Source organism: Chryseobacterium sp. GW823-FHT05E08 (assembly GCF_058795655.1).
Genome location: NZ_JBXAHY010000006.1, coordinates 196,651 through 215,948, shown reverse-complemented (window position 1 = coordinate 215,948; position 19,298 = coordinate 196,651). Strand labels below are relative to the sequence as shown.

Genomic DNA, 19,298 nt, shown 5'->3' with positions numbered 1-19,298 from the left:
TATAAAAGTAAGGTCAACCACAGAAATTTTGATGAAACATAGGCATACAGCAATCCATCATCATCATATTGATGTTATGTTTCTGTAGAGAATTATATTTTAATTCTGTCTTCATTTTATTTTTTGTTCATTAATATGGTGCAAATATAAAACATATATTTTTATTAGTCTACTAAAATAATAGACTTTTTGAAATTAATTTTGATTTAAATATTTAAATTATTGATTGTTAGTTTTTTATATGAAGTGATTTACTGTTAATTATATTTAATTCAGAGTTTATAGAAGTATTTTATTAAGAAATGAGCACTTAGTTGTCATTCTGACGAAGGAAGAATCTCTCTTTATATGATAGATTCTTTGTTTTATCATTTTAATCAAAATAGCAAACCAATATTATAATTTTCACAAATTCTAAATTTTCAAAAAACATCATTTATTAAACTAGTTAAATGTGCAGCATTTCTCATCACCCTAAATTTGTCATATCAAAATAAAACAATAGAAAACATGGAAAATAGAATTTTAGGATTACACCACATAACAGCAATTGCTGACAACGCAAAAAGAAATTTTGATTTTTATACTCAGGTTTTAGGACTGAGATTGGTAAAGAAAACGGTAAACTTTGATGATCCGGGAACGTACCACTTTTATTTCGGAAACGAAACCGGAACTCCGGGAACGATTTTAACTTTCTTTCCTTGGGAAGGAATTGGGAAGGGAACAAACGGGAGTGGCTTGGCAACACACATCGGATATTCAGTTCCAAAAGGAAGCTTGGAGTTTTGGAAAAACCGTTTTCAACAGTTCAATGTAAACGTTGAAGAAGGTGAAATTTTTGGTGAAAAATTAATTTCATTTAAAGATCCGGATGGTTTACAATTACAGTTTATCGAGTCATCAACTCCGGACGACAGAAAAGTTTGGACAACCGATGATATTAAAGATGAAAATGCTTTAAAAGGTTTCCACAATGTGACTTTAACATTGAAAAAAGCAGATCCAACGATCAAAGTGTTGACAGATATTTTAGGATATAATCTTCAAAAACAGGAAGGTGAAAGATTCCGTTTCGCAACAGATTCAATAGAAACTGCAAATTTGATTGATATTATTCAAAACGATAAAATTGTAGCAGGAAGAAATGCCGCGGGAACCAATCACCACATCGCTTTTAGAGTGAAAGATGACAATGTTTTGATGGAATATCGCGAAAAAGTAATGTCAGCAGGATTGAATATCACTCCAAAAATCGACAGAGATTATTTCTACTCATTATATTTCCGTGAGCCAGGTGGAGTTTTATTCGAAATTGCAACTGATAACCCTGGATTTACTGTTGACGAACCTTTAAATGAGTTGGGAACAAGTTTAAAACTTCCAAAACAACACGAAGGATTACGTGATAAAATAGTTGGGGTTTTACCGAAGTTATCATAGATCATTACACAGTTTTATCAAAGGTCTTACCTTTAAATTATTAATTAAAAAATCAAAAACAATGGAAAGAACAGAAGTAGTTTTAGGAAACGTAAAAGGAGAAGTTCAACTTTTCTCAGACGATAACAAAGCAGGAAAAATGGATATCTCGGTAATCGGAAAAAAATTAACCGTTTATCATACAGAAGTTAATGAAGAATACGCAGGAAAAGGTTTTGCAAAAATATTATTAGAAAAACTGGTTTCCTACGCAAGAGAAAATGAGCTTAAAATTGTACCGTTGTGTCCATATGTTCATGCACAATTCAAACGCAATCCGGAAGAATATAATGACGTTTGGTTGAAAGAAGAATTGTAAATAAGATTCTTTAAACCTTACACCAACCATCAAAGCAAACAACCAGAAACCAATAACTAAAAACTAAAGAAAATGCCACTTATAACAGGACTTCACCACGTTACAGCCATCACAGGCGATGCACAGGAAAATATAGACTTCTACACTGGAGTTTTAGGACTTCGATTGATAAAAAAGACGGTCAATTTTGATTATTCCGATGTTTATCACTTCTATTTTGGGGACGAATTTGGAACTCCTGGAACGATTATGACTACTTTCCCCTATGGAAAAGGCTTGGTAAACGGCAGACATGGTAAAGGAATGTTGAATACAACAGCATTTTCAATTTCAATAGATGCATTAGATTATTGGTTGAATCGACTTGATCAATTTAATATTCCTTACAAACAGCCACAGCAAAGGTTTTCCGGTGAAGCTTTTATTTACCTTGAAGATTTTGACGGATTAGGATTAGAATTGGTTTTTAATGATAAAGATAACCGAAAAGGCTACTATAACGGATTTATCCCAAAAGATTATGCCATCAAAGGAATCCATCACGTAGAAATCTGGTTGGATGCTTATGAAAGGACGGCAGCTTTGTTGACAACCCAAATGGATCACAAATTAATTGCTGAAAGTTCAGACAGATTCAGATTCGGGACAGATGATCAGCCCGGAAAATATGTTGATTTGGTTTGCACTCCAAATGCTTTGAAAGGTCTGGCTGGAAGAGGAACCGTTCACCACGTTGCGTTTGCGACGCCCGATGCACAATCACAGCTTGAAATGATTGAAAAATTAAACAAATTCGGCTTGGAACATACCGAAGTGAAAGACAGAAAATACTTCACTTCCGTATATTTTAAAGAACCGGGAGGTGTTTTATTTGAAATTGCGACTTCAGGTCCGGGATTCGATATCGATGAAGAATTGGCCTCTTTGGGTGAAGATTTAATGCTTCCGGAAAAGTTTGAAGAAAAAAGAGAACATTTGATCGACGTTCTTCCAAAAATTAATTATCCAACAGAAAAATACAGATAAGATAATGAACCACATTTTAGATATAAAAACAGCAGGAAAACCTTTAGACCAAGCCGAAAAAGCTTTAATTATGATTCATGGCCGAGGTGGAAGTGCACAAGATATTTTGAGTTTATCACAACATTTAAACGTTGAAGATTACGCAATATTGGCACCACAGGCAACGAATGGAAGTTGGTATCCTCTTTCATTTATTGCTCTTGTAGAACAAAACGAACCATGGTTATCATCGGCAATTGAAACTATTGATGAAACAGTGAAAAATGCTTTAGATTCAGGAATTAAACCAGAAAATATTTACTTTTTCGGATTTTCTCAAGGCGCTTGTCTTACTTTGGAATTTTTAGCCCGAAATGCACAAAAATTCGGTGGAGCAGTAGCAATTATTGGTGGAGTCATTGGTGATAAAATCAATCGTGAAAACTATAAAGGAGACTTTGCCCAGACTCCAATTTTCTTGGGAACGAGCAATCCTGATTTTCATGTTCCTGTGGAAAGAGTGTATGCTACAGCCAATATTTTAAGAGAAATGAATGCCGATGTTACCGAAAAAGTTTACGCTAACTTTGGTCATTCAATCAATCAGGAAGAAATGGAATTAGCGAATTCAATTATTTTTAAACACAATTAAAATCGACATAGGAAACTGAAGCGTTAAGAAAATAAATTCTGTGAACGTTAAGAAAATTCTACTGTTTGAAGCGCGAGACAAATTTTGAATCGAAGAACAAACCATAAATTCGCGCAAGTTTTAGAATTTTTAGAGAACAGAATTTATTTTTAGCATTCAGTTTCTAAGTCTTGAATTTTTGTTTCTTTTGTTTCAAGACAAAAGAAATTTTAATAAAGAATTTACAGCGAGAAAAAAAGAATGTCATTTCATATGTAAATTATAAAAAATGAAATAGACAAAAGAAGATTAAAAAAACTAACTATGCACGAAGATTTACTTTTAATACTAGGACTTTTACTACTCGTCATGCTCCTCGTGATGCTGGCGCAACGCATCAAAATTGCTTATCCCATATTCTTGGTATTGGCAGGATTGGGAATCAGTTTAATTCCGGGAGTTCCGATTTTAAAATTGGATCCGGAGATTATTTTCCTGATTTTTTTACCACCACTTTTATACGAAGCAGCTTGGTACACGTCTTGGAATGATTTCTGGAAATGGAAACGAACAATTTCATTAATGGCTTTCGGGTTGGTATTCCTGACGTCTATTGTTGTAGCTTTTGCTTCTCAATCTTTAATTCCGGGGTTTACTTTGGCATTAGGTTTTTTGTTGGGAGGAATTGTTTCTCCACCTGATGCAGTTGCTGCAACAACAGTTTTAAAAGGCTTAAAAGTCCCAAAAAGAACCCTTGCGATGCTGGAAGGAGAAAGTTTGATCAACGATGCGTCATCATTAATTGTTTTCCGATTTGCTTTAGTAGCAGTCACTACAGGAGCTTTTTCAATGCAAGAAGCAACTGGACAATTTTTTCTCGTTGCCGGAATGGGAATCGTGGTAGGAATTGTAGGTGCCCACATTTTCTATGCTATTCACAAATTTTTGCCGACAACTCCGGCCATAGATGCGGCTTTAACAGTAATGACGCCTTATATTTTATTTCTGAGCGCTGAACATTTTCATTTTTCGGGAGTAATGGCGGTCGTAAGTGGTGGACTATTCATGTCTTTCCGTTCACATGAAATTTTTAAAACAGGAACAACAAGAATCAATATGACAGGCGTTTGGAATACATTGATTTTTGTGATGAATGCATTAGTTTTTGTATTGATCGGGCTTGAACTTCCAGATATTATCAATGGATTGGGTGAAACTTCTTTAATGGAAGGAATCAAATATGGTTTAATTATTAGTTTAATCGTCATTGTTGTACGTCTGTTGTGGATTTATCCGGTGGCACATATTCCGAGATGGTTGAGTAAAAAAGTACGAAGAGATCCAAGTCCTGGGTGGAAAAATCCTTTGATTATCGGTTGGGCAGGAATGCGTGGAGTAGTTTCTCTGGCAACAGCTTTATCAATTCCTGTGATGATGAATGATCAGATCGAATTTCCGATGAGAAATTTAATTATCTTCATTACGTTCATTGTGATTTTTGTGACTTTAGTTTTTCAAGGTTTGACACTTCCTTTGATTATTAAATTAACCAAAATCGGCGAAATTGATGATATTTTACCTTCTCACGAGCAACAGGCTGGAATTCAGATAAGATTAGATAGTCTGGCAGTTGACAGATTAAATGAAAAATATGAAAAGGGTTTAACAAGCAATAGTTTAGTCGAAAATTTCAAGGACAGTTTACAAAACGATATCAAATTGCAAAAAGGGCACTTGAGTTCATTGGAAATGTGTTCCAACAGGCAAAATGATTTGAAAGAATACCATCAGATTATGCTTGATATTTTTGCCATGCAGAGAAAGGAATTATTTACGATGAAAAGAGAGAAATTTTTCAGTGATGACGAGATCCGAAAAGCAGAATCTCAATTAGATTTAAATGAGTTGAAAATCACGGGAACTAAACATTTTTAAAAACAACAAAATACACAATGAAAACATTACAATTCCTAGTTATCGGAAAAAATCAGGAAATATTGGATACTTTAAAAAGAATCATAGAAAATAATGAAGGCTGGAAAGCCGAAATTAAAAGTGAAGAATTGCTTTGCTATGATTATCTCAAAGAAAATCAGGTAGATATTGTTCTTTTAAGTTCAGGTTTAGAAGAGCAATTTGAAAAAGATATTAAAGCTTTTTGTGAAAATTTGGATCAAGAAGTTAAGGTAATCGACCATTATGGCGGAGGAAGTGGACTTTTAAAGAACGAAGTTTACGCACTTTTCCCTAATTTGCAGCTGTAAACTTAATTTATGTTCGAAAATATCATCAAAAACGTAACACGATTCATCAATCTTAGTCAAGACGAAGAAAAATTTTTCACAGATTTACTCACTTGCGAGACTTTTCCAAAGAAAACAGTTTTATTAAGAGAAGGAGAGGTTTGCCAGTTTGAAGGCTATATTCAGAAAGGTTGTGTTAGAGTGTATTATCTTGATGATAACGGTTTCGAAGTCACGATTTTATTCGCCATTGAAGATTGGTGGACGAGTGATATTGCATCATTTCAGGAACAAAAACCATCCAAATTGTATATCGAAACATTGGAAGATTCAGAAATTTATATGCTGACTCCCACTGCAAAAGAAAAACTATTAAAAGAATATCCAAAATTCGAAAGAGTTTTCAGGATGTTGGTGCAACGAAATTTATCAACCCTTCAAAACCGTTTGGTGAATACTATTTCGAAAAGTGCATCAGACCGATATTTAGAATTTGTAAAAGTATATCCCACAATTCCGCAAAGAGTTCCGCAGTATTATATTGCTTCTTACCTTGGGGTTTCAAAAGAATTCGTGAGCACAATCCGAAAGAGATTAGCTTCAAAATAGAAATGGTTTTGTTTCCTTCATTTTACAAATGGAGCTGATTTTTAAACCTCAATTCTACAACTATTTTCATAAATAACGACCAATTTCCTATCAATAGAAACGGGCTTTAGCCCGTTTAAAAAGTATACATTCCATAATTGGCTTTAGCCAAAACTTAATTATTTTTTAGCGGAAGTTTCCAAGTCTTGAATTTTTCTTTCTTTTGTTTGACTACGTCGAATCTTCGATTTCAAGACAAAAGAAATTTAATTGGTTGGAATACGCAAAGGCGCAAAGCTTTATAATTAAAAACGTTTTTAAGGCGCAAGAAAATCAGAGATTTTTAGCAAATTATCCATAATTAATTTTATCGCAGATAAAATCCTTGCGTCTTATCTATACATTATAAATAACACCTTGCGCCTTTGTGTATTCCAACAAAAATAGAATCAAAAAAATACTTTAAAAAGCAATTTATTAAACTAGTTAAATGCACAGCATTTTCCCTCTCCCTAAATTTGTCCTATCAAAATCAAAAAAATAATTAACAGATATGGACAGAAAAGATTTTTTAAAGAAAGGTTTACTAGGAACAGGAATGTTTGTAGCATCAGCTTCACTGGGAAATACCATGAAAAATGAGATTGACGAAATTGAGCCGCTAGAACCGATCGGATACAATCATTTACCTAATCCTGAGTCAAAAATCAAAGATAATTCAGTTATTCATAAAGCAGATTCAAGAGGTAAGGCAGATCATGGATGGTTGGTAAGTAATCATACTTTTAGTTTTGCGAATTACCACAATCCAGAAAGAATGCATTTCGGTGTTTTGAGAGTCTTTAATGATGATAAAGTAGAAGCTGGAAGAGGTTTCGGAACACATCCTCATGATAATATGGAAATTATCAGTATTCCATTAGAAGGCGATTTGGAGCATAAAGACAGCATGGGAAATTCTGCTATTATCAAAAGTGGAGATATCCAGGTGATGAGCGCCGGAACGGGAATTATGCACAGCGAATTCAATAAAAATACTGATAGCGAGGTTAAATTTCTTCAAATCTGGGTTTATCCAAATAAGAGAAATGTAACGCCGAGATATGATCAAATTACTTTAGATAAAACAAAAAGCAAAAACAAATTCCAGCAAATATTATCTCCGAATGCTTATGACGAAGGAGTTTGGATCCATCAGGATGCTTGGTTTCATTTAGGGAATTTTGAAAATATGATCGAAACCAATTATCAAATCAAGAAAAAAGGAAATGGAGTCTATGCTTTTATCTTAAAAGGAAGCGCAGAGATCGAAGGTCAGCAATTGGAAACGAGAGACGGTTTTGGAGTTTGGGACATTTCAAATTTGAATATTAAAGCAACAACAGAAGGTACAGAAATATTATTGATGGAAGTACCAATGACAATGTAATAAAATTAAACGATCACTTTTGTGAGAATTAAATAGTTGAAAAAATAGGCTTGGGTTTTATAATCTGAGCCTATTTTTTTGATTGACTGTATTCTAAATTTTCATTATTGTTTATGATTTAAGTGTATGATTTGAAGTAGTTTATATTAATATATTTAATGGTTTTATTTTGGAGATATTTCTACTTTAATATTAAATGTGAAAATATTCAACATTTTTCTACAATCACGTGATTTATTAAACTAGTTAAATGTGCAGGGTTTCTGATCGCCCTAAATTTGTCATATCAAAATCAAACAAATACTTCAATAAGTTTTAAAAATCAATACAATAAATAAACAAACAACATTTAAAAATTAAACATTATGAAAAACTTAATTTTAACATTCGCAGCAGTTTTACTTTCATTTGTAGCATCAGCTCAAAAACCGGGAAAAGGATTATTAAACCCTACCAACCATGCCTTAGTATTAATTGATCATGAAGGGCAGATGGCTTTCGCAACAAAAAGCATCAGCATGGAAGAACTGAGAAATAATGTAGCCTTAATCGCAGGCGGATCAAAAATCTTCAATATTCCGACAGTCGTTACAACAGTAGCAGAAAAATCATTTGCAGGACCTGTTTTCCCTGAAATTTCTGAAGTTTACCCGGAAGCAACCAGCGGTTATGTAGACAGAACAACGATGAATACTTGGGAAGACATCAATGCTCACAAAGCGATCACAGGAAAAAATAAAAAGAAACTGGTTTTTGCAGGGTTGTGGACAAGTGTATGTATTGTAGGTCCTGTTTTATCAGCAATCGATGAAGGATATGAAGTATATGTGGTTACCGATGCTTCAGGTGATATTTCAAAAGAAGCTCATGATCAGTCGATTACGCGTATGGTTCAGGCTGGAGCACACCCAATTACTTCAGTTCAGTATGTCCTTGAATTACAGAGAGACTGGTCAAGAAAAGAAACATACAAACCAGTGAATGATTTGATGAAAAAGTACGGAGGTGCTTACGGATTGGGTATTCAGTATGCTCAGGATATGCTTAAACACTAAAAAAATAATACCAAAGCAGGTTGAAACAGACCTGCTGTTTTCTTCAAATTATAAATCATAATCATCATGAAATCATTCAACAAACTTATATTCTCTCTGATTCTAGGCACAGGATTATTGAACGCTCAACAGGCTGATTTAATTGTAACCAACGGAAAAATTACCACTATGGATGACAAAAATCCGGAAGTTCAGGCGGTTGCTATTAGAGACCATAAAATTTTTCAGACAGGAACAAATGCTGAAATTTTAAAATTAAAAGGAAAGAGCACGAAAATCATCGATGCAAAAGGAAACAGAGTAATTCCCGGATTATTTGACAGTCATTTGCATGTGATTCGCGGCGGAAGATTTTATAATATAGAACTCCGCTGGGATGGCGTGAAAACTCTGAAAAGAGCATTGGAAATGTTGAAAGAGCAGGCTCAGAGAACTCCGAAAGGACAGTGGGTAAGAGTAATCGGAGGCTGGAATGAATATCAGTTTGAAGAAAAAAGACTTCCGACTTTAGCAGAGATCAACGAAGCGACAGGCAGTGTTCCGGCTTTCGTGATGTATCTCTATGGAAAAGCCTGGCTGAACAAAGCCGGTCTGAAAGAATTAAATATCAACGGAGATACGCCAAACCCGATGCAGGGATTAATTGAAAAAGATAACAACGGCGACCCTACAGGTTTATTGGTGGCAGAACCCAATGCTTTTATTCTGTATTCAACGTTGGCAAAATTACCAGAGCTGACAGAAGCTGAAAAAGAAAATTCTACCCTTCAGTATATGACAGAACTGAATCGTCTTGGAGTAACCGCTGTAATGGATGCGGGAGGTGGTTTTCAGAATTTCCCCGACGACTACGGTACAACAGATAAACTGAATAAGGAAGGAAAAATTACCGTTCGTCTGCCTTATTATCTGTTTGCTCAGAAGAAAGGCTCTGAACTGGCGGATTATACAAAATGGACAGGAATGGTAGAAATTGATGATCACGGACATAATGATTTTAATGATATTGATTATCACGTAAACGGGGGCGGTGAAAACCTGGTTTCTGACGGAGCAGATTTTGAAAACTTCCTTTTTCCGAGACCTGAGCTTCCCAATACCATGGAAAAAAGCATGAAAGAGGTAGTCAGTCTTTTGGTGACAAAAAAATGGCCTTTCAGAATTCATGCTACCTACAATGAAAGCATTACGAGATTTTTGAATGTCATTGAAGAAGTGAATAAGGAAAATCCTCTGAACGGACTGGTTTGGTTTATTGATCATGCAGAAACTGTGACAGAAGAGAATATGAAACGAATCAAAGCATTGGGCGGAGGTATCGCTGTACAGCACAGAATGGCATATCAGGGTGAGAGTTTTATTCACCGTTACGGTAAAAAAGCCGCATTAGCTTCTCCTCCTGTAAAGAAAATGCTTGAAATGGGAATTCCTGTAGGATTGGGAACAGACGGAACAAGAGTCGCGAGCTACAATCCCTGGGTTGCTTTATACTGGATCACTTCAGGAAAAACAATCGGTGGAACTCAGGTGATGGCAAAAGAAAATACACTCGACAGAAAAACAGCTTTATCACTTTCTACATATGGAGGATATGAATTGATAAAAGACTACGAAAAAGGAAAAATTCAGAAAGGATATTTTGCAGATCTTACGATTTTAGATAAAGATTATTTCACGGTTAATGAAGAGGAAATCAAAAACATTACTTCAAAATTAACCATCGTAGACGGAAAAGTAGTATACGGAGACGAATCTTACAAAAACGTTGCTCCCGCTTCATTGCCCGTACTTCCGGAATGGTCACCTGTAAAATATTACGGAGGTTATCAAACCAAATAATCATTTATATTTTAACTAAATAATATTTCGCCACCATAAAATTCTTCTCCATTGGATGGTGGCGAAAATTCAAAGAATTTTTGACGGATTGGTTCATAAAAGTTAGCTTCTAACAATCAATGAAATTGATTCCTCTTTGCTCCTTTAATCTAAAGTTTTAAAAATCATTCTTTGCGTTAAAAAATTCACATCATTTAAATCAACCATTGAAAATCAAATTCAAAACCATGAAAAAACTGACCATTATCCTATTGCTATTGCAGATTATTTTCCCGAGTTATCTTTTTGCTCAGTTTAAATTGATGAGGTTTGATGAAGATTATTCTGCCTATAAAGACTCAACGGAAACGTTTTATAATTCAATAAAATACATTCCGTTATCCGAAAAAAAAGACAAATACCTGTCGCTGGGCGGAGAAGCAAGACTTGAATTTGTAGATTTTAATAATGAAGATTGGGGAAGACTGGGAATTGGAAGCAATCCGTTTTTAATCCAGAGATATACAGTGCATGCAGATATACATTTGGGTTCAAGGGTGAGAATTTTCGGACAGCTCAGAAGTGCCTGGGAAAACGGAAGAAAAAACGGTCCGAGACCCATTGATGAAGATCATTTGAATATTCAGAACCTTTTTGTAGACGTTGATGCCATCAAAAATGATAAAGAAAAACTGACGATCCGTGCCGGAAGGCAGGAACTGGATTATGGAAGCGGAAGACTGATTTCTGTACGTGAAGGCCCGAACCTGAGACTTTATTTTGATGGATTAAAATTCATGTACAAAAGAGGAAATTTCAGATCAGATGCTTTTATGATGATGGCAAGTGAAGTGAACGTCGGAGCTTTTGACAATACATCTTCAAAATCAATTAATCTTTGGGGAAGTTATAACACTTTTATCCTTCCCAAAAGAGGAAACATAGAGTTTTACTATTTGGGAATTCACCGTAAGGAATCGCGTTTTGAAGACGGATCAGGAGCTGAAACAAGACATACATTAGGCGGAAGATTCTACAGATATGGCGGTGGATTTATTTACAATTTTGAAGGGGCCTATCAGTTCGGAAACTTTAATAAAGGAAATATCAGTGCCTGGACAGCCTCAGCAGATATCGGCTATATGTTCGAAAATGTAAAGGGAAAACCTACGGTCAACCTCCGAAATGACTATATTTCAGGCGACCGTAAAAAAGGGGACGGAACACTGGGAACATTCAATCCTCTCTATCCAAAAGGCGGTTATTTCGGATTCAATCCGCAAATCGGTCCTGTGAATCTGATTGATATTCACCCTTATGCAACGGTTGATCTGAACAGTAAAATAACAATTCAGGGAGACGTCGTTTTCAACTGGCGATTTTCAGTACAGGACGGCGTTTACAGACCCAGCGGAACATTGAATCTGACCTCTTCAAACTCGACCAAGAAATATATAGGAACGGCTTTTCTGGGAAGTATTAATTATAAAATCAATAAGTTCCTGACCTTCAATACCGGAATTCAGTATTTCAAAACCGGAGCGTTCGTCAATGATGTGATCGAAGATGATAAAGACGGTCTTTTTATTAATTCCAGAATCGTATTTAAATTTTAAATGAAACAATAATATCACAAACATCTATTCAAAAAGCAAGAATTTTCAATGGTATTATTTGTAAAAATATTTGAGCTATTTGTGTTTTATTATCCCACATCAATGTGAAATTTTTAGATAGAAACTACCTTTGAAAAACAATAAGACAAATAATAAATTAGAATTAAATCTTACAAGTTAACATCGGAAAACTTAGCTGAGTGAAACGCCTTTGCGAACTTAAAAACAGAAAATATTTAAATAAAAACTTTGCGCACTTAGCGTTAAAACAAAAATCTTAAACTTTAAAATAAACCTCATGAAAAATACACTAAAAAATAGCTTAAAAAAATCTCTATTCATCGCAGGATTAGCATTTTCAACCCTTACTTTCGCACAAACTGTCTCAGCCAACTCATCTCCAACACCCACAGCCATCGGAACATCAAAAAACTGGGGCTCCGTTGACGGAATTTCAATGATTGGACTCGTTCAGGGGCCGTCTTCCGCAGATGCTCAACTGCAGGTAGCCTGTGTCTTCGAGTATACGGAAAATGATATTCACAGCGCTCAGGCATTACCCGCAAACTTAAATGGTTTAGTCCATTTGGATGAGGCTTTGAAAGGTGAATTCACCAAAATCAGACAGTCAGGGCAATTTCAGGGGCACTCATTGGAAACAATTTTAATTACCCCTCCGGCAGGCTCGATGTCAGCAAAAAAACTTCTTTTAATTGGGCTGGGTGATCGTAATAAATTCACTCCCGAACTGATGGCTTCCGTAGGAGAAGTGGCAGCTCGTGAAGCAATGAGATTAGGCGTAACCAATTTCGCCTTTGCCAGCGACCTTAAAGATGCAGGAATTGATTCTCCAACCGCTCTGGTAGCCGGAAATGTAGTGAAAGGGATTGTATTGGCTAACCGTTCTGAAACTTATTTAAAGGAACACAAATTATCAAATACAAAGAAATTAGAAAAAGTATATCTGTTGGCGGGACCGTCTTTCTTTGAAGTAGCAGGTGGCGGAATTAAGGATGCCATTGCAGAAGTAAATAAAAAATAATGAGGTTAGATTCATTAATATTGTTGAGAGCTCTCTTTTTTAAGAGGGCTTTTTTTGTGTTAAGGTAAACCATAGTTTATGAGTAGATTTTTATTATATTAGGTGGCTAAAACTAAAACTAAACATTACTATTAATCTATAAATTAAGATTAAACTAATAATTATGAATCAATTTGAATTTACCACCGACGAGATTTTTTTGGCATATAAAAAGGTTAAGCATCATTTTTATTACGATAATGGGAATTTACTTGAAAAAGAAAAAATTGCTAATTTTGAAGATAGAGTTTTTTTCTCAAATAACAAAGAAGGTGCTGACCTTTGTGATGAAGCAAAAATAAATAGATTAAAATATTTATTACGAAAATGCTTACTGGATTTTATAAAAAATAATTTTAATAATTGGGAAAGCCAAAGTGAAAATTCAAATCTGATAAATAAAATTCAAATTGTTAAACTTCCTAAGAAATTAAAAAAAACAAAAATAGATGTTATAACCAATAAATCTAATATTAATACTGATTTTGAAGTAGAAAGATATAGTTATTTTGCAAGCTTTCCGGTAGAAGTTCATATACTAACCGTTTTATGGATTATGTTTAGTGGAAGGTATCTTAATAACTGTATTCATAGTTCTAGTTATGCTAATATTTTAGATATGGAATTTTTGGGAGATAGTAATCAACCTAGTGACAATTTTAAACTATTTAAGCCATATTTTGTACAATATCAACTTTGGCGAGATACGGCAATTAATAAAGCCGAATCTTTAATTAAAGAAAATAGAAATGTTGCAATATTAAGTTTAGATATTAAAAATTATTATCATTCTATAAGATTAAATCTTGATTCAGTATTTGAAGAAATTGAAATTAGAATTAATAAAGAAGATGATGTTTTTGGCTTTAATTTTAATAAGCAAAAAGCAAATATAATAAACAGATATTTTTTACAAATACATGATGCTTATAAAAGAGTATGTCAAAAAGATAATGATATTCTTGATGGAGAAGATATAACGGATAGTGAATTTTCGTTGCCTGTAGGATTGATTTCCTCTGGAATATTAGCAAATTATTATTTTAAAGAACTTGACGATAGAATAATTAATAAAATTAATCCTGCTTTCTATGGTAGATATGTTGATGATTTAATGTTTGTCTTTTCAGATATTAATCATTTTATTGATAAAAAATTAAATTCCTCTATTCTTACTTTTATCAATAAAAATTTTGTTAAAAAAGGTATATTAAAAATTGTTTCAAATAATGAGAAAATAAAAAAGGTATATTTTAATGGTGAAGAATATATTGATTGTATAGATGCAATTAATGAAAATAATTTTACAGATTGTTTTGATGTTCTAGATTTTGATGAAGAGAAAAGAAATTCATACTTGCTAGAAAATGTAGAGATCAAAGTTGACAATAATACTGATATTAATTGTCATAATATTGTAGACAATTTTAATTATGAGTATCTTAAAATCCAAAGTTCGAAAGTTGTTTTGCACTATTTAGACCATAAAGAATCAAAAGCAATAATTAATATTTTTAAGAAAAAATTAGACGATCAAAGAAGTGAGTTTCGATTTTTACCGGATGAAGATGAAATTAGTGAAAAATTTGATGAAGAGGCATTTGAAATAAGATACAATGATTCTATCAATAAATTTAGAAGTATTAGTGATTTTTCAGAAAATAAATATGGGGCTTCAAAATTTTTAGCAAAAAAAATATTTGCAAAAAGTTTTGGAGATAATGAACTGGATGAGGAATCAGATGATCAAATATTAACTTTTTTCAGAGGTGAATTAGCTATAAAATTTTATTCTTTATGGGAAAAAGTAGCGACATATTTTATAATTAGTGGTCGTTCTGATTATTTAGTGAAATTTAAAGAAAATGTATGCTTTGCTATTAAACATACAAATTTTAAAAATGATAAAAATGGTGATATTAGGAAATATTTTGAAAAGTACTTAAATGTTTCACTTTCAATACCTTTGGCTTTAAATCCTAAAATTATAAATGATGGAATTTTTAAAAAACAAAAAAATGATCAAAACTTTTTCAAGGATTGTCATGAATTATCAATTAAAATTAGAAAAAGTAATTTAATCAGACATTCTCTTTTAGCTATTCCAGCTAGTAATCTTACTAAGATTTTACTTACAGATTTAAATCTTCTTGATAAAAACTTTAATAAATATTATATAGAAAATGTTAATAATCAAGATAATTATGACGTTTTTAAATTATGTAAGTTACTTTGTTATTTAGCGCCTAATTATGTTCAATTTCATGAAGTTAATATTTTAAGAATTATTCATATAATTACAAATTTAGATGAAAATGAATTAAATAAAGAAAAAGATAAAAGAGAGGAATTTTCATATTTATATCCAAAATTAAAGAAAATTGTACCGACAAGCATAGAAACTCACGAAGTAACTAATGAAATGCTTGAAAATCTGAAGAATGCTAAGGCGATAGATGTGGTTTTGCCTTCAGAAAATTTTGTGGGAATAGATGAAGACCTTAATATTGATTTAGATATTATTAGTAATATTCCAGACGATAGCTTTACGTTGTATTATTTTATTAATTATTCTTGGAAACGTACATTCAAACGACAATATGAACATGATCTTAAGAAAAGTTATTTTAGTATTGATTCAGAAAATAATATTAATTCATCACTACAAGCTTTGCATATAAATATTAAAGGTGAAAAAATAGACAAAAAATTTGAAGAAGTAAATAAAAATATAGCAATTGCCAACATAAAAGTTAATCAGTCAGATATATTAAATAGTATAAAAGGAAATCCAAATGTTAAAAAAGAAAGAAGAAAAATTATTTTTGATTTGATAAATGAAGCTGATAAAAATGAGGCTGATTTATTAGTCTTTCCAGAAGTTTCTATACCTTATTCTTGGGTCAGATTATTAGCTGAAAGAAGTCATAAAAGATATATGGGAATAGTAGCAGGTTTGGAACATTGGGTTAATAAAAATGAAGTGGTCTTTAATTTTATGGTTACAGTTTTGCCATTTAAAATTAATTATTATACAACTTCAATAATAAAACTAAGATTAAAAAATCATTATTCCCACGCAGAAAAGCATTTAATAAAAGGATATAGATTGTTAATTCCTAATGAAAATATTAGCTATAAAATGTCTTATGATCTTTTCCATTGGCGCAAAACTTATTTTTCAGTTTATAATTGCTTTGAGTTAGCGGATATTTATCACAGATCATTATTTAAATCTAAAGTTGATTTTATAGTTGCTTCTGAATATAATAAAGATACAAATTATTTTTCAGATATTGCGGGAGCATGGGTAAGAGATATTCATTCTTATTTCATTCAAGTTAACTCTTCTGATTTTGGAGATTCTCGTATAATTCAACCTTCAAAATCAGAAGCGAAAGATTTGATACAAATTAAAGGAGGTAAAAATTCAACGGTATTAGTAGATAATATTGAAATAGATAAACTTCGAGATTTTCAATTTAAAGAATACCACTTGCAAAAAGATGATATTGATTCAAAAAAAACAGTATTAAAACCTACACCTCCAGATTTTGATAGAAGGAATGTGAAAATTAGAATTGAGAATAAAGATTTTAAAGATAGTTAATCACCCAAAATCCAAAAAAATTCCCGATTTTTGCAACCCTTTCAATAATCCCGAAATTCATGAAGCTTTGTATTGCCGAAAAACCCAGTGTTGCCAGAGATATCGCCAAAGTATTGGGCGCAACCACGCCTAAACAAGGGTATATGGAAGGAAACGGCTATTGTGTGACATGGACGTTCGGACATCTTTGCACCCTGAAAGAACCTCACGACTACGGTCCTCAATACAAATCCTGGAATCTGTTTTTACTGCCGATTATTCCAAATAATTTTGGGATCAAATTAATTCCCAACAAAGGTGTTGAAAATCAGTTTAAAGTGATTGAAAGATTGGTAGAAGAATGTGATGAGGTGATCAATTGCGGGGATGCCGGGCAGGAGGGAGAACTCATTCAGCGTTGGGTTTTGCAGAAAGCAAAATGCAACAAACCGATTCAGCGTTTATGGATTTCTTCCCTTACCGAAGAAGCAATTAAAGAGGGTTTTCAAAACTTAAAACCGGCCGAAGATTATAAAAATCTCTATCTCGCAGGAAATGCAAGAGCAATTGGCGATTGGTTATTGGGAATCAACGCGACTCGACTTTTCACCAAAAAGTTTGGCGGAAATAAAGTGGTACTTTCTATCGGAAGAGTGCAGACTCCGACGTTGGCGATGTTGGTTCAGCGTCAGAAAGAGATCGATGCTTTTAACACCGAAGAATATTGGGAACTGAAAACCAAATACCGCGACGTTATTTTTAACGCAGCGATTGACCGTTTAAAAACTTTAGACCGCGCCGAAAAAGGATTGGAATATCTTAAAGTAAATCCTTTTGAGATCGTTTCTTTTGAAATTAAAGAAGGAAAAGAAAAAAATCTAAGGCTTTTTGACTTGACCGGACTTCAGGTGGAAGCCAACAAAAAATATGGTTATTCTGCGGACAGCACTTTAAAATATATTCAAAGTCTTTACGAAAAAAAACATGTGACTTATCCGCGTGTTGACACGACTTATCTATCGGAAAGTTTATATCCGAAAATTGAAGGGATTCTTAGAAAAATGCATTTCTATCAGGAGCTGATTGCTCCTTTATTAGAAGCGCCAATTCCAAAATCAAAAACAGTTTTTGATGATGCGAAAGTAACGGATCACCATGCGATTATTCCAACGGAAGTTCCGCCTTCTCAAAATCTGACGAGGGAAGAAAAATTGGTGTATGACCTCATCGCAAAACGTTTTATTTCAGTTTTTTATCCTGAATGTAAAATTTCAAATACATTGGTTGAGGGTAAAGTAGGAACAATTCCGTTTAAAACAAGTGGAAGGCAGGTTCTTGAACCCGGTTGGAGAGCTGTCTATGTAAAAGATGCCAAAGAAGAACCGACTGATAAAGAAAAAGATAAGGAAGAGGAACAAACCATTCCTGAATTTGTTGCTGGAGAAACCGGACCGCATGATCCGATGATTCACCAGGGAAAAACTTCGCCACCAAAGCCTTACACGGAAGCAACGCTTCTGAGAGCGATGGAAACTGCCGGAAAACAGGTGGAAGATGAAGAACTTCGTGAACTATTAAAAAATAACGGGATCGGAAGACCATCAACCCGAGCCAACATTATAGAAACACTTTTCAAACGCCAGTATATTGAAAAGAAAAGAAAAAATCTGATTGCCACCCAAACCGGAATTCAATTGATCGATACGATTGAAGATGAATTGCTGAAAAGCCCTGAATTAACTGGTGAATGGGAATTAAAGCTTCGTAAAATTGAAAGTGGTGAATATGAAGCCAATCAGTTCAAAGAAGAATTGATTCAAATGGTAACGGAGCTTACCAAAAAAGTGGTGGACGGAAAAGGAAAGGTCATCATGCTTCAAGAAGAAGAAAAGGTTGTTGAAAAGAAAAAGCGCGAACCTGCCGTAAAAAAAGAACTTCAGACTTGGGAAGAAACCAAATGTCCAAAGTGTAAAGAACATAATTTAATCAAAGGAAAAACCGCTGTCGGCTGTTCCGATTTTAAAAATTGTGGCTTTAAGATCTCTTTCGATATTTTCGGGAAAAAGATTTCAGATAAACAACTTTTAGACTTAGTTTTAAAAGGAAAAACCTCAAAATTGAAAGGTTTTACAACACATCCGGAAAGTTTGGCGGAAGGAATTTTATTGTTGTCTGATGATTTTCAGGTTCTGCTTAATTAATATTTAAACACAAATTGCACAAATATTTTACACTAATAACACGAACATTATTCTCAATAATATCAATAGGAACGGGCTTTAGCCCGTTTTCGTTTTAAATAACCTTCAATGGCTTTAGCCCAAACTTAACTCTTCTTAATGTTTCAAAAATATAACCATTAAGATTTAATTAAGAAGTAAAGATGAATTAAGAATTAATTTCATTTTAAGATTTGCGCTATTTGTGTAAAAGATTTGTAGA

At 33.4% G+C, this 19,298-nt stretch carries 14 protein-coding genes; all 14 read left to right on the top strand.

Annotated features, from left to right (window positions below; all coding sequences use genetic code 11):
* Positions 1-510: 510 nt before the first annotated feature.
* The 14 genes from AC1Q7L_RS19045 to AC1Q7L_RS18980 all read left to right on the top strand — a co-directional run bounded on the left by AC1Q7L_RS19045 (position 511) and on the right by AC1Q7L_RS18980 (position 19,057).
* Positions 511-1,443: a ring-cleaving dioxygenase gene (locus AC1Q7L_RS19045; RefSeq protein ID WP_492307338.1), complete on the top strand. Its 933-nt coding sequence runs from the start codon at positions 511-513 to the stop codon at positions 1,441-1,443.
* Between the two features lie 61 nt (positions 1,444-1,504).
* Positions 1,505-1,801 carry a GNAT family N-acetyltransferase gene (locus AC1Q7L_RS19040; protein WP_410693966.1) on the top strand — a complete coding sequence of 99 codons (297 nt, stop codon included), beginning with the start codon at positions 1,505-1,507 and terminating at the stop codon, positions 1,799-1,801.
* A gap of 72 nt (positions 1,802-1,873) precedes the next feature.
* Positions 1,874-2,827: a VOC family protein gene (locus AC1Q7L_RS19035; protein ID WP_492307339.1), complete on the top strand. Its 954-nt coding sequence runs from the start codon at positions 1,874-1,876 to the stop codon at positions 2,825-2,827.
* Between the two features lie 4 nt (positions 2,828-2,831).
* Positions 2,832-3,458: an alpha/beta hydrolase gene (locus tag AC1Q7L_RS19030; protein WP_492307340.1), complete on the top strand. Its 627-nt coding sequence runs from the start codon at positions 2,832-2,834 to the stop codon at positions 3,456-3,458.
* 303 nt (positions 3,459-3,761) lie between these two features.
* Positions 3,762-5,372, top strand: a complete 1,611-nt coding sequence (locus AC1Q7L_RS19025; RefSeq protein WP_492307341.1) for a Na+/H+ antiporter — start codon at positions 3,762-3,764, stop codon at positions 5,370-5,372.
* Between the two features lie 17 nt (positions 5,373-5,389).
* Positions 5,390-5,701, top strand: a complete 312-nt coding sequence (locus AC1Q7L_RS19020) for a hypothetical protein (protein ID WP_492307342.1) — start codon at positions 5,390-5,392, stop codon at positions 5,699-5,701.
* Between the two features lie 9 nt (positions 5,702-5,710).
* Positions 5,711-6,289 (top strand): Crp/Fnr family transcriptional regulator, encoded by a 579-nt coding sequence (locus AC1Q7L_RS19015; protein WP_492307343.1) that lies wholly within the window; start codon positions 5,711-5,713, stop codon positions 6,287-6,289.
* Between the two features lie 532 nt (positions 6,290-6,821).
* Positions 6,822-7,697, top strand: a complete 876-nt coding sequence (locus tag AC1Q7L_RS19010; protein WP_492307344.1) for a pirin family protein — start codon at positions 6,822-6,824, stop codon at positions 7,695-7,697.
* A gap of 365 nt (positions 7,698-8,062) precedes the next feature.
* Positions 8,063-8,752, top strand: coding sequence for a hydrolase (locus AC1Q7L_RS19005; protein ID WP_259111595.1), 690 nt, complete (start codon positions 8,063-8,065; stop codon positions 8,750-8,752).
* Between the two features lie 66 nt (positions 8,753-8,818).
* Positions 8,819-10,591, top strand: a complete 1,773-nt coding sequence (locus AC1Q7L_RS19000) for an amidohydrolase (RefSeq protein ID WP_492307345.1) — start codon at positions 8,819-8,821, stop codon at positions 10,589-10,591.
* A gap of 227 nt (positions 10,592-10,818) precedes the next feature.
* Positions 10,819-12,186 carry an alginate export family protein gene (locus AC1Q7L_RS18995; protein WP_492307346.1) on the top strand — a complete coding sequence of 456 codons (1,368 nt, stop codon included), beginning with the start codon at positions 10,819-10,821 and terminating at the stop codon, positions 12,184-12,186.
* A gap of 298 nt (positions 12,187-12,484) precedes the next feature.
* Positions 12,485-13,228 (top strand): M17 family peptidase N-terminal domain-containing protein, encoded by a 744-nt coding sequence (locus AC1Q7L_RS18990; RefSeq protein ID WP_492307347.1) that lies wholly within the window; start codon positions 12,485-12,487, stop codon positions 13,226-13,228.
* 163 nt (positions 13,229-13,391) lie between these two features.
* Positions 13,392-16,877, top strand: coding sequence for an RNA-dependent RNA polymerase family protein (locus AC1Q7L_RS18985; protein WP_492307348.1), 3,486 nt, complete (start codon positions 13,392-13,394; stop codon positions 16,875-16,877).
* A 59-nt stretch (positions 16,878-16,936) separates the two neighbouring features.
* Positions 16,937-19,057 (top strand): type IA DNA topoisomerase, encoded by a 2,121-nt coding sequence (locus AC1Q7L_RS18980; protein WP_492307349.1) that lies wholly within the window; start codon positions 16,937-16,939, stop codon positions 19,055-19,057.
* Positions 19,058-19,298 lie beyond the last annotated feature (241 nt).

Coding starts and splice junctions, on each gene's coding strand:
- AC1Q7L_RS19045 (WP_492307338.1), top strand. CDS start 511: ATGGAAAATAGAATTTTAGGATTACACCACATAACAGCAATTGCTGAC.
- AC1Q7L_RS19000 (WP_492307345.1), top strand. CDS start 8,819: ATGAAATCATTCAACAAACTTATATTCTCTCTGATTCTAGGCACAGGA.
- AC1Q7L_RS19030 (WP_492307340.1), top strand. CDS start 2,832: ATGAACCACATTTTAGATATAAAAACAGCAGGAAAACCTTTAGACCAA.
- AC1Q7L_RS19035 (WP_492307339.1), top strand. CDS start 1,874: ATGCCACTTATAACAGGACTTCACCACGTTACAGCCATCACAGGCGAT.
- AC1Q7L_RS18995 (WP_492307346.1), top strand. CDS start 10,819: ATGAAAAAACTGACCATTATCCTATTGCTATTGCAGATTATTTTCCCG.
- AC1Q7L_RS18980 (WP_492307349.1), top strand. CDS start 16,937: ATGAAGCTTTGTATTGCCGAAAAACCCAGTGTTGCCAGAGATATCGCC.
- AC1Q7L_RS18990 (WP_492307347.1), top strand. CDS start 12,485: ATGAAAAATACACTAAAAAATAGCTTAAAAAAATCTCTATTCATCGCA.
- AC1Q7L_RS19005 (WP_259111595.1), top strand. CDS start 8,063: ATGAAAAACTTAATTTTAACATTCGCAGCAGTTTTACTTTCATTTGTA.
- AC1Q7L_RS19020 (WP_492307342.1), top strand. CDS start 5,390: ATGAAAACATTACAATTCCTAGTTATCGGAAAAAATCAGGAAATATTG.
- AC1Q7L_RS19025 (WP_492307341.1), top strand. CDS start 3,762: ATGCACGAAGATTTACTTTTAATACTAGGACTTTTACTACTCGTCATG.
- AC1Q7L_RS18985 (WP_492307348.1), top strand. CDS start 13,392: ATGAATCAATTTGAATTTACCACCGACGAGATTTTTTTGGCATATAAA.
- AC1Q7L_RS19010 (WP_492307344.1), top strand. CDS start 6,822: ATGGACAGAAAAGATTTTTTAAAGAAAGGTTTACTAGGAACAGGAATG.
- AC1Q7L_RS19040 (WP_410693966.1), top strand. CDS start 1,505: ATGGAAAGAACAGAAGTAGTTTTAGGAAACGTAAAAGGAGAAGTTCAA.
- AC1Q7L_RS19015 (WP_492307343.1), top strand. CDS start 5,711: ATGTTCGAAAATATCATCAAAAACGTAACACGATTCATCAATCTTAGT.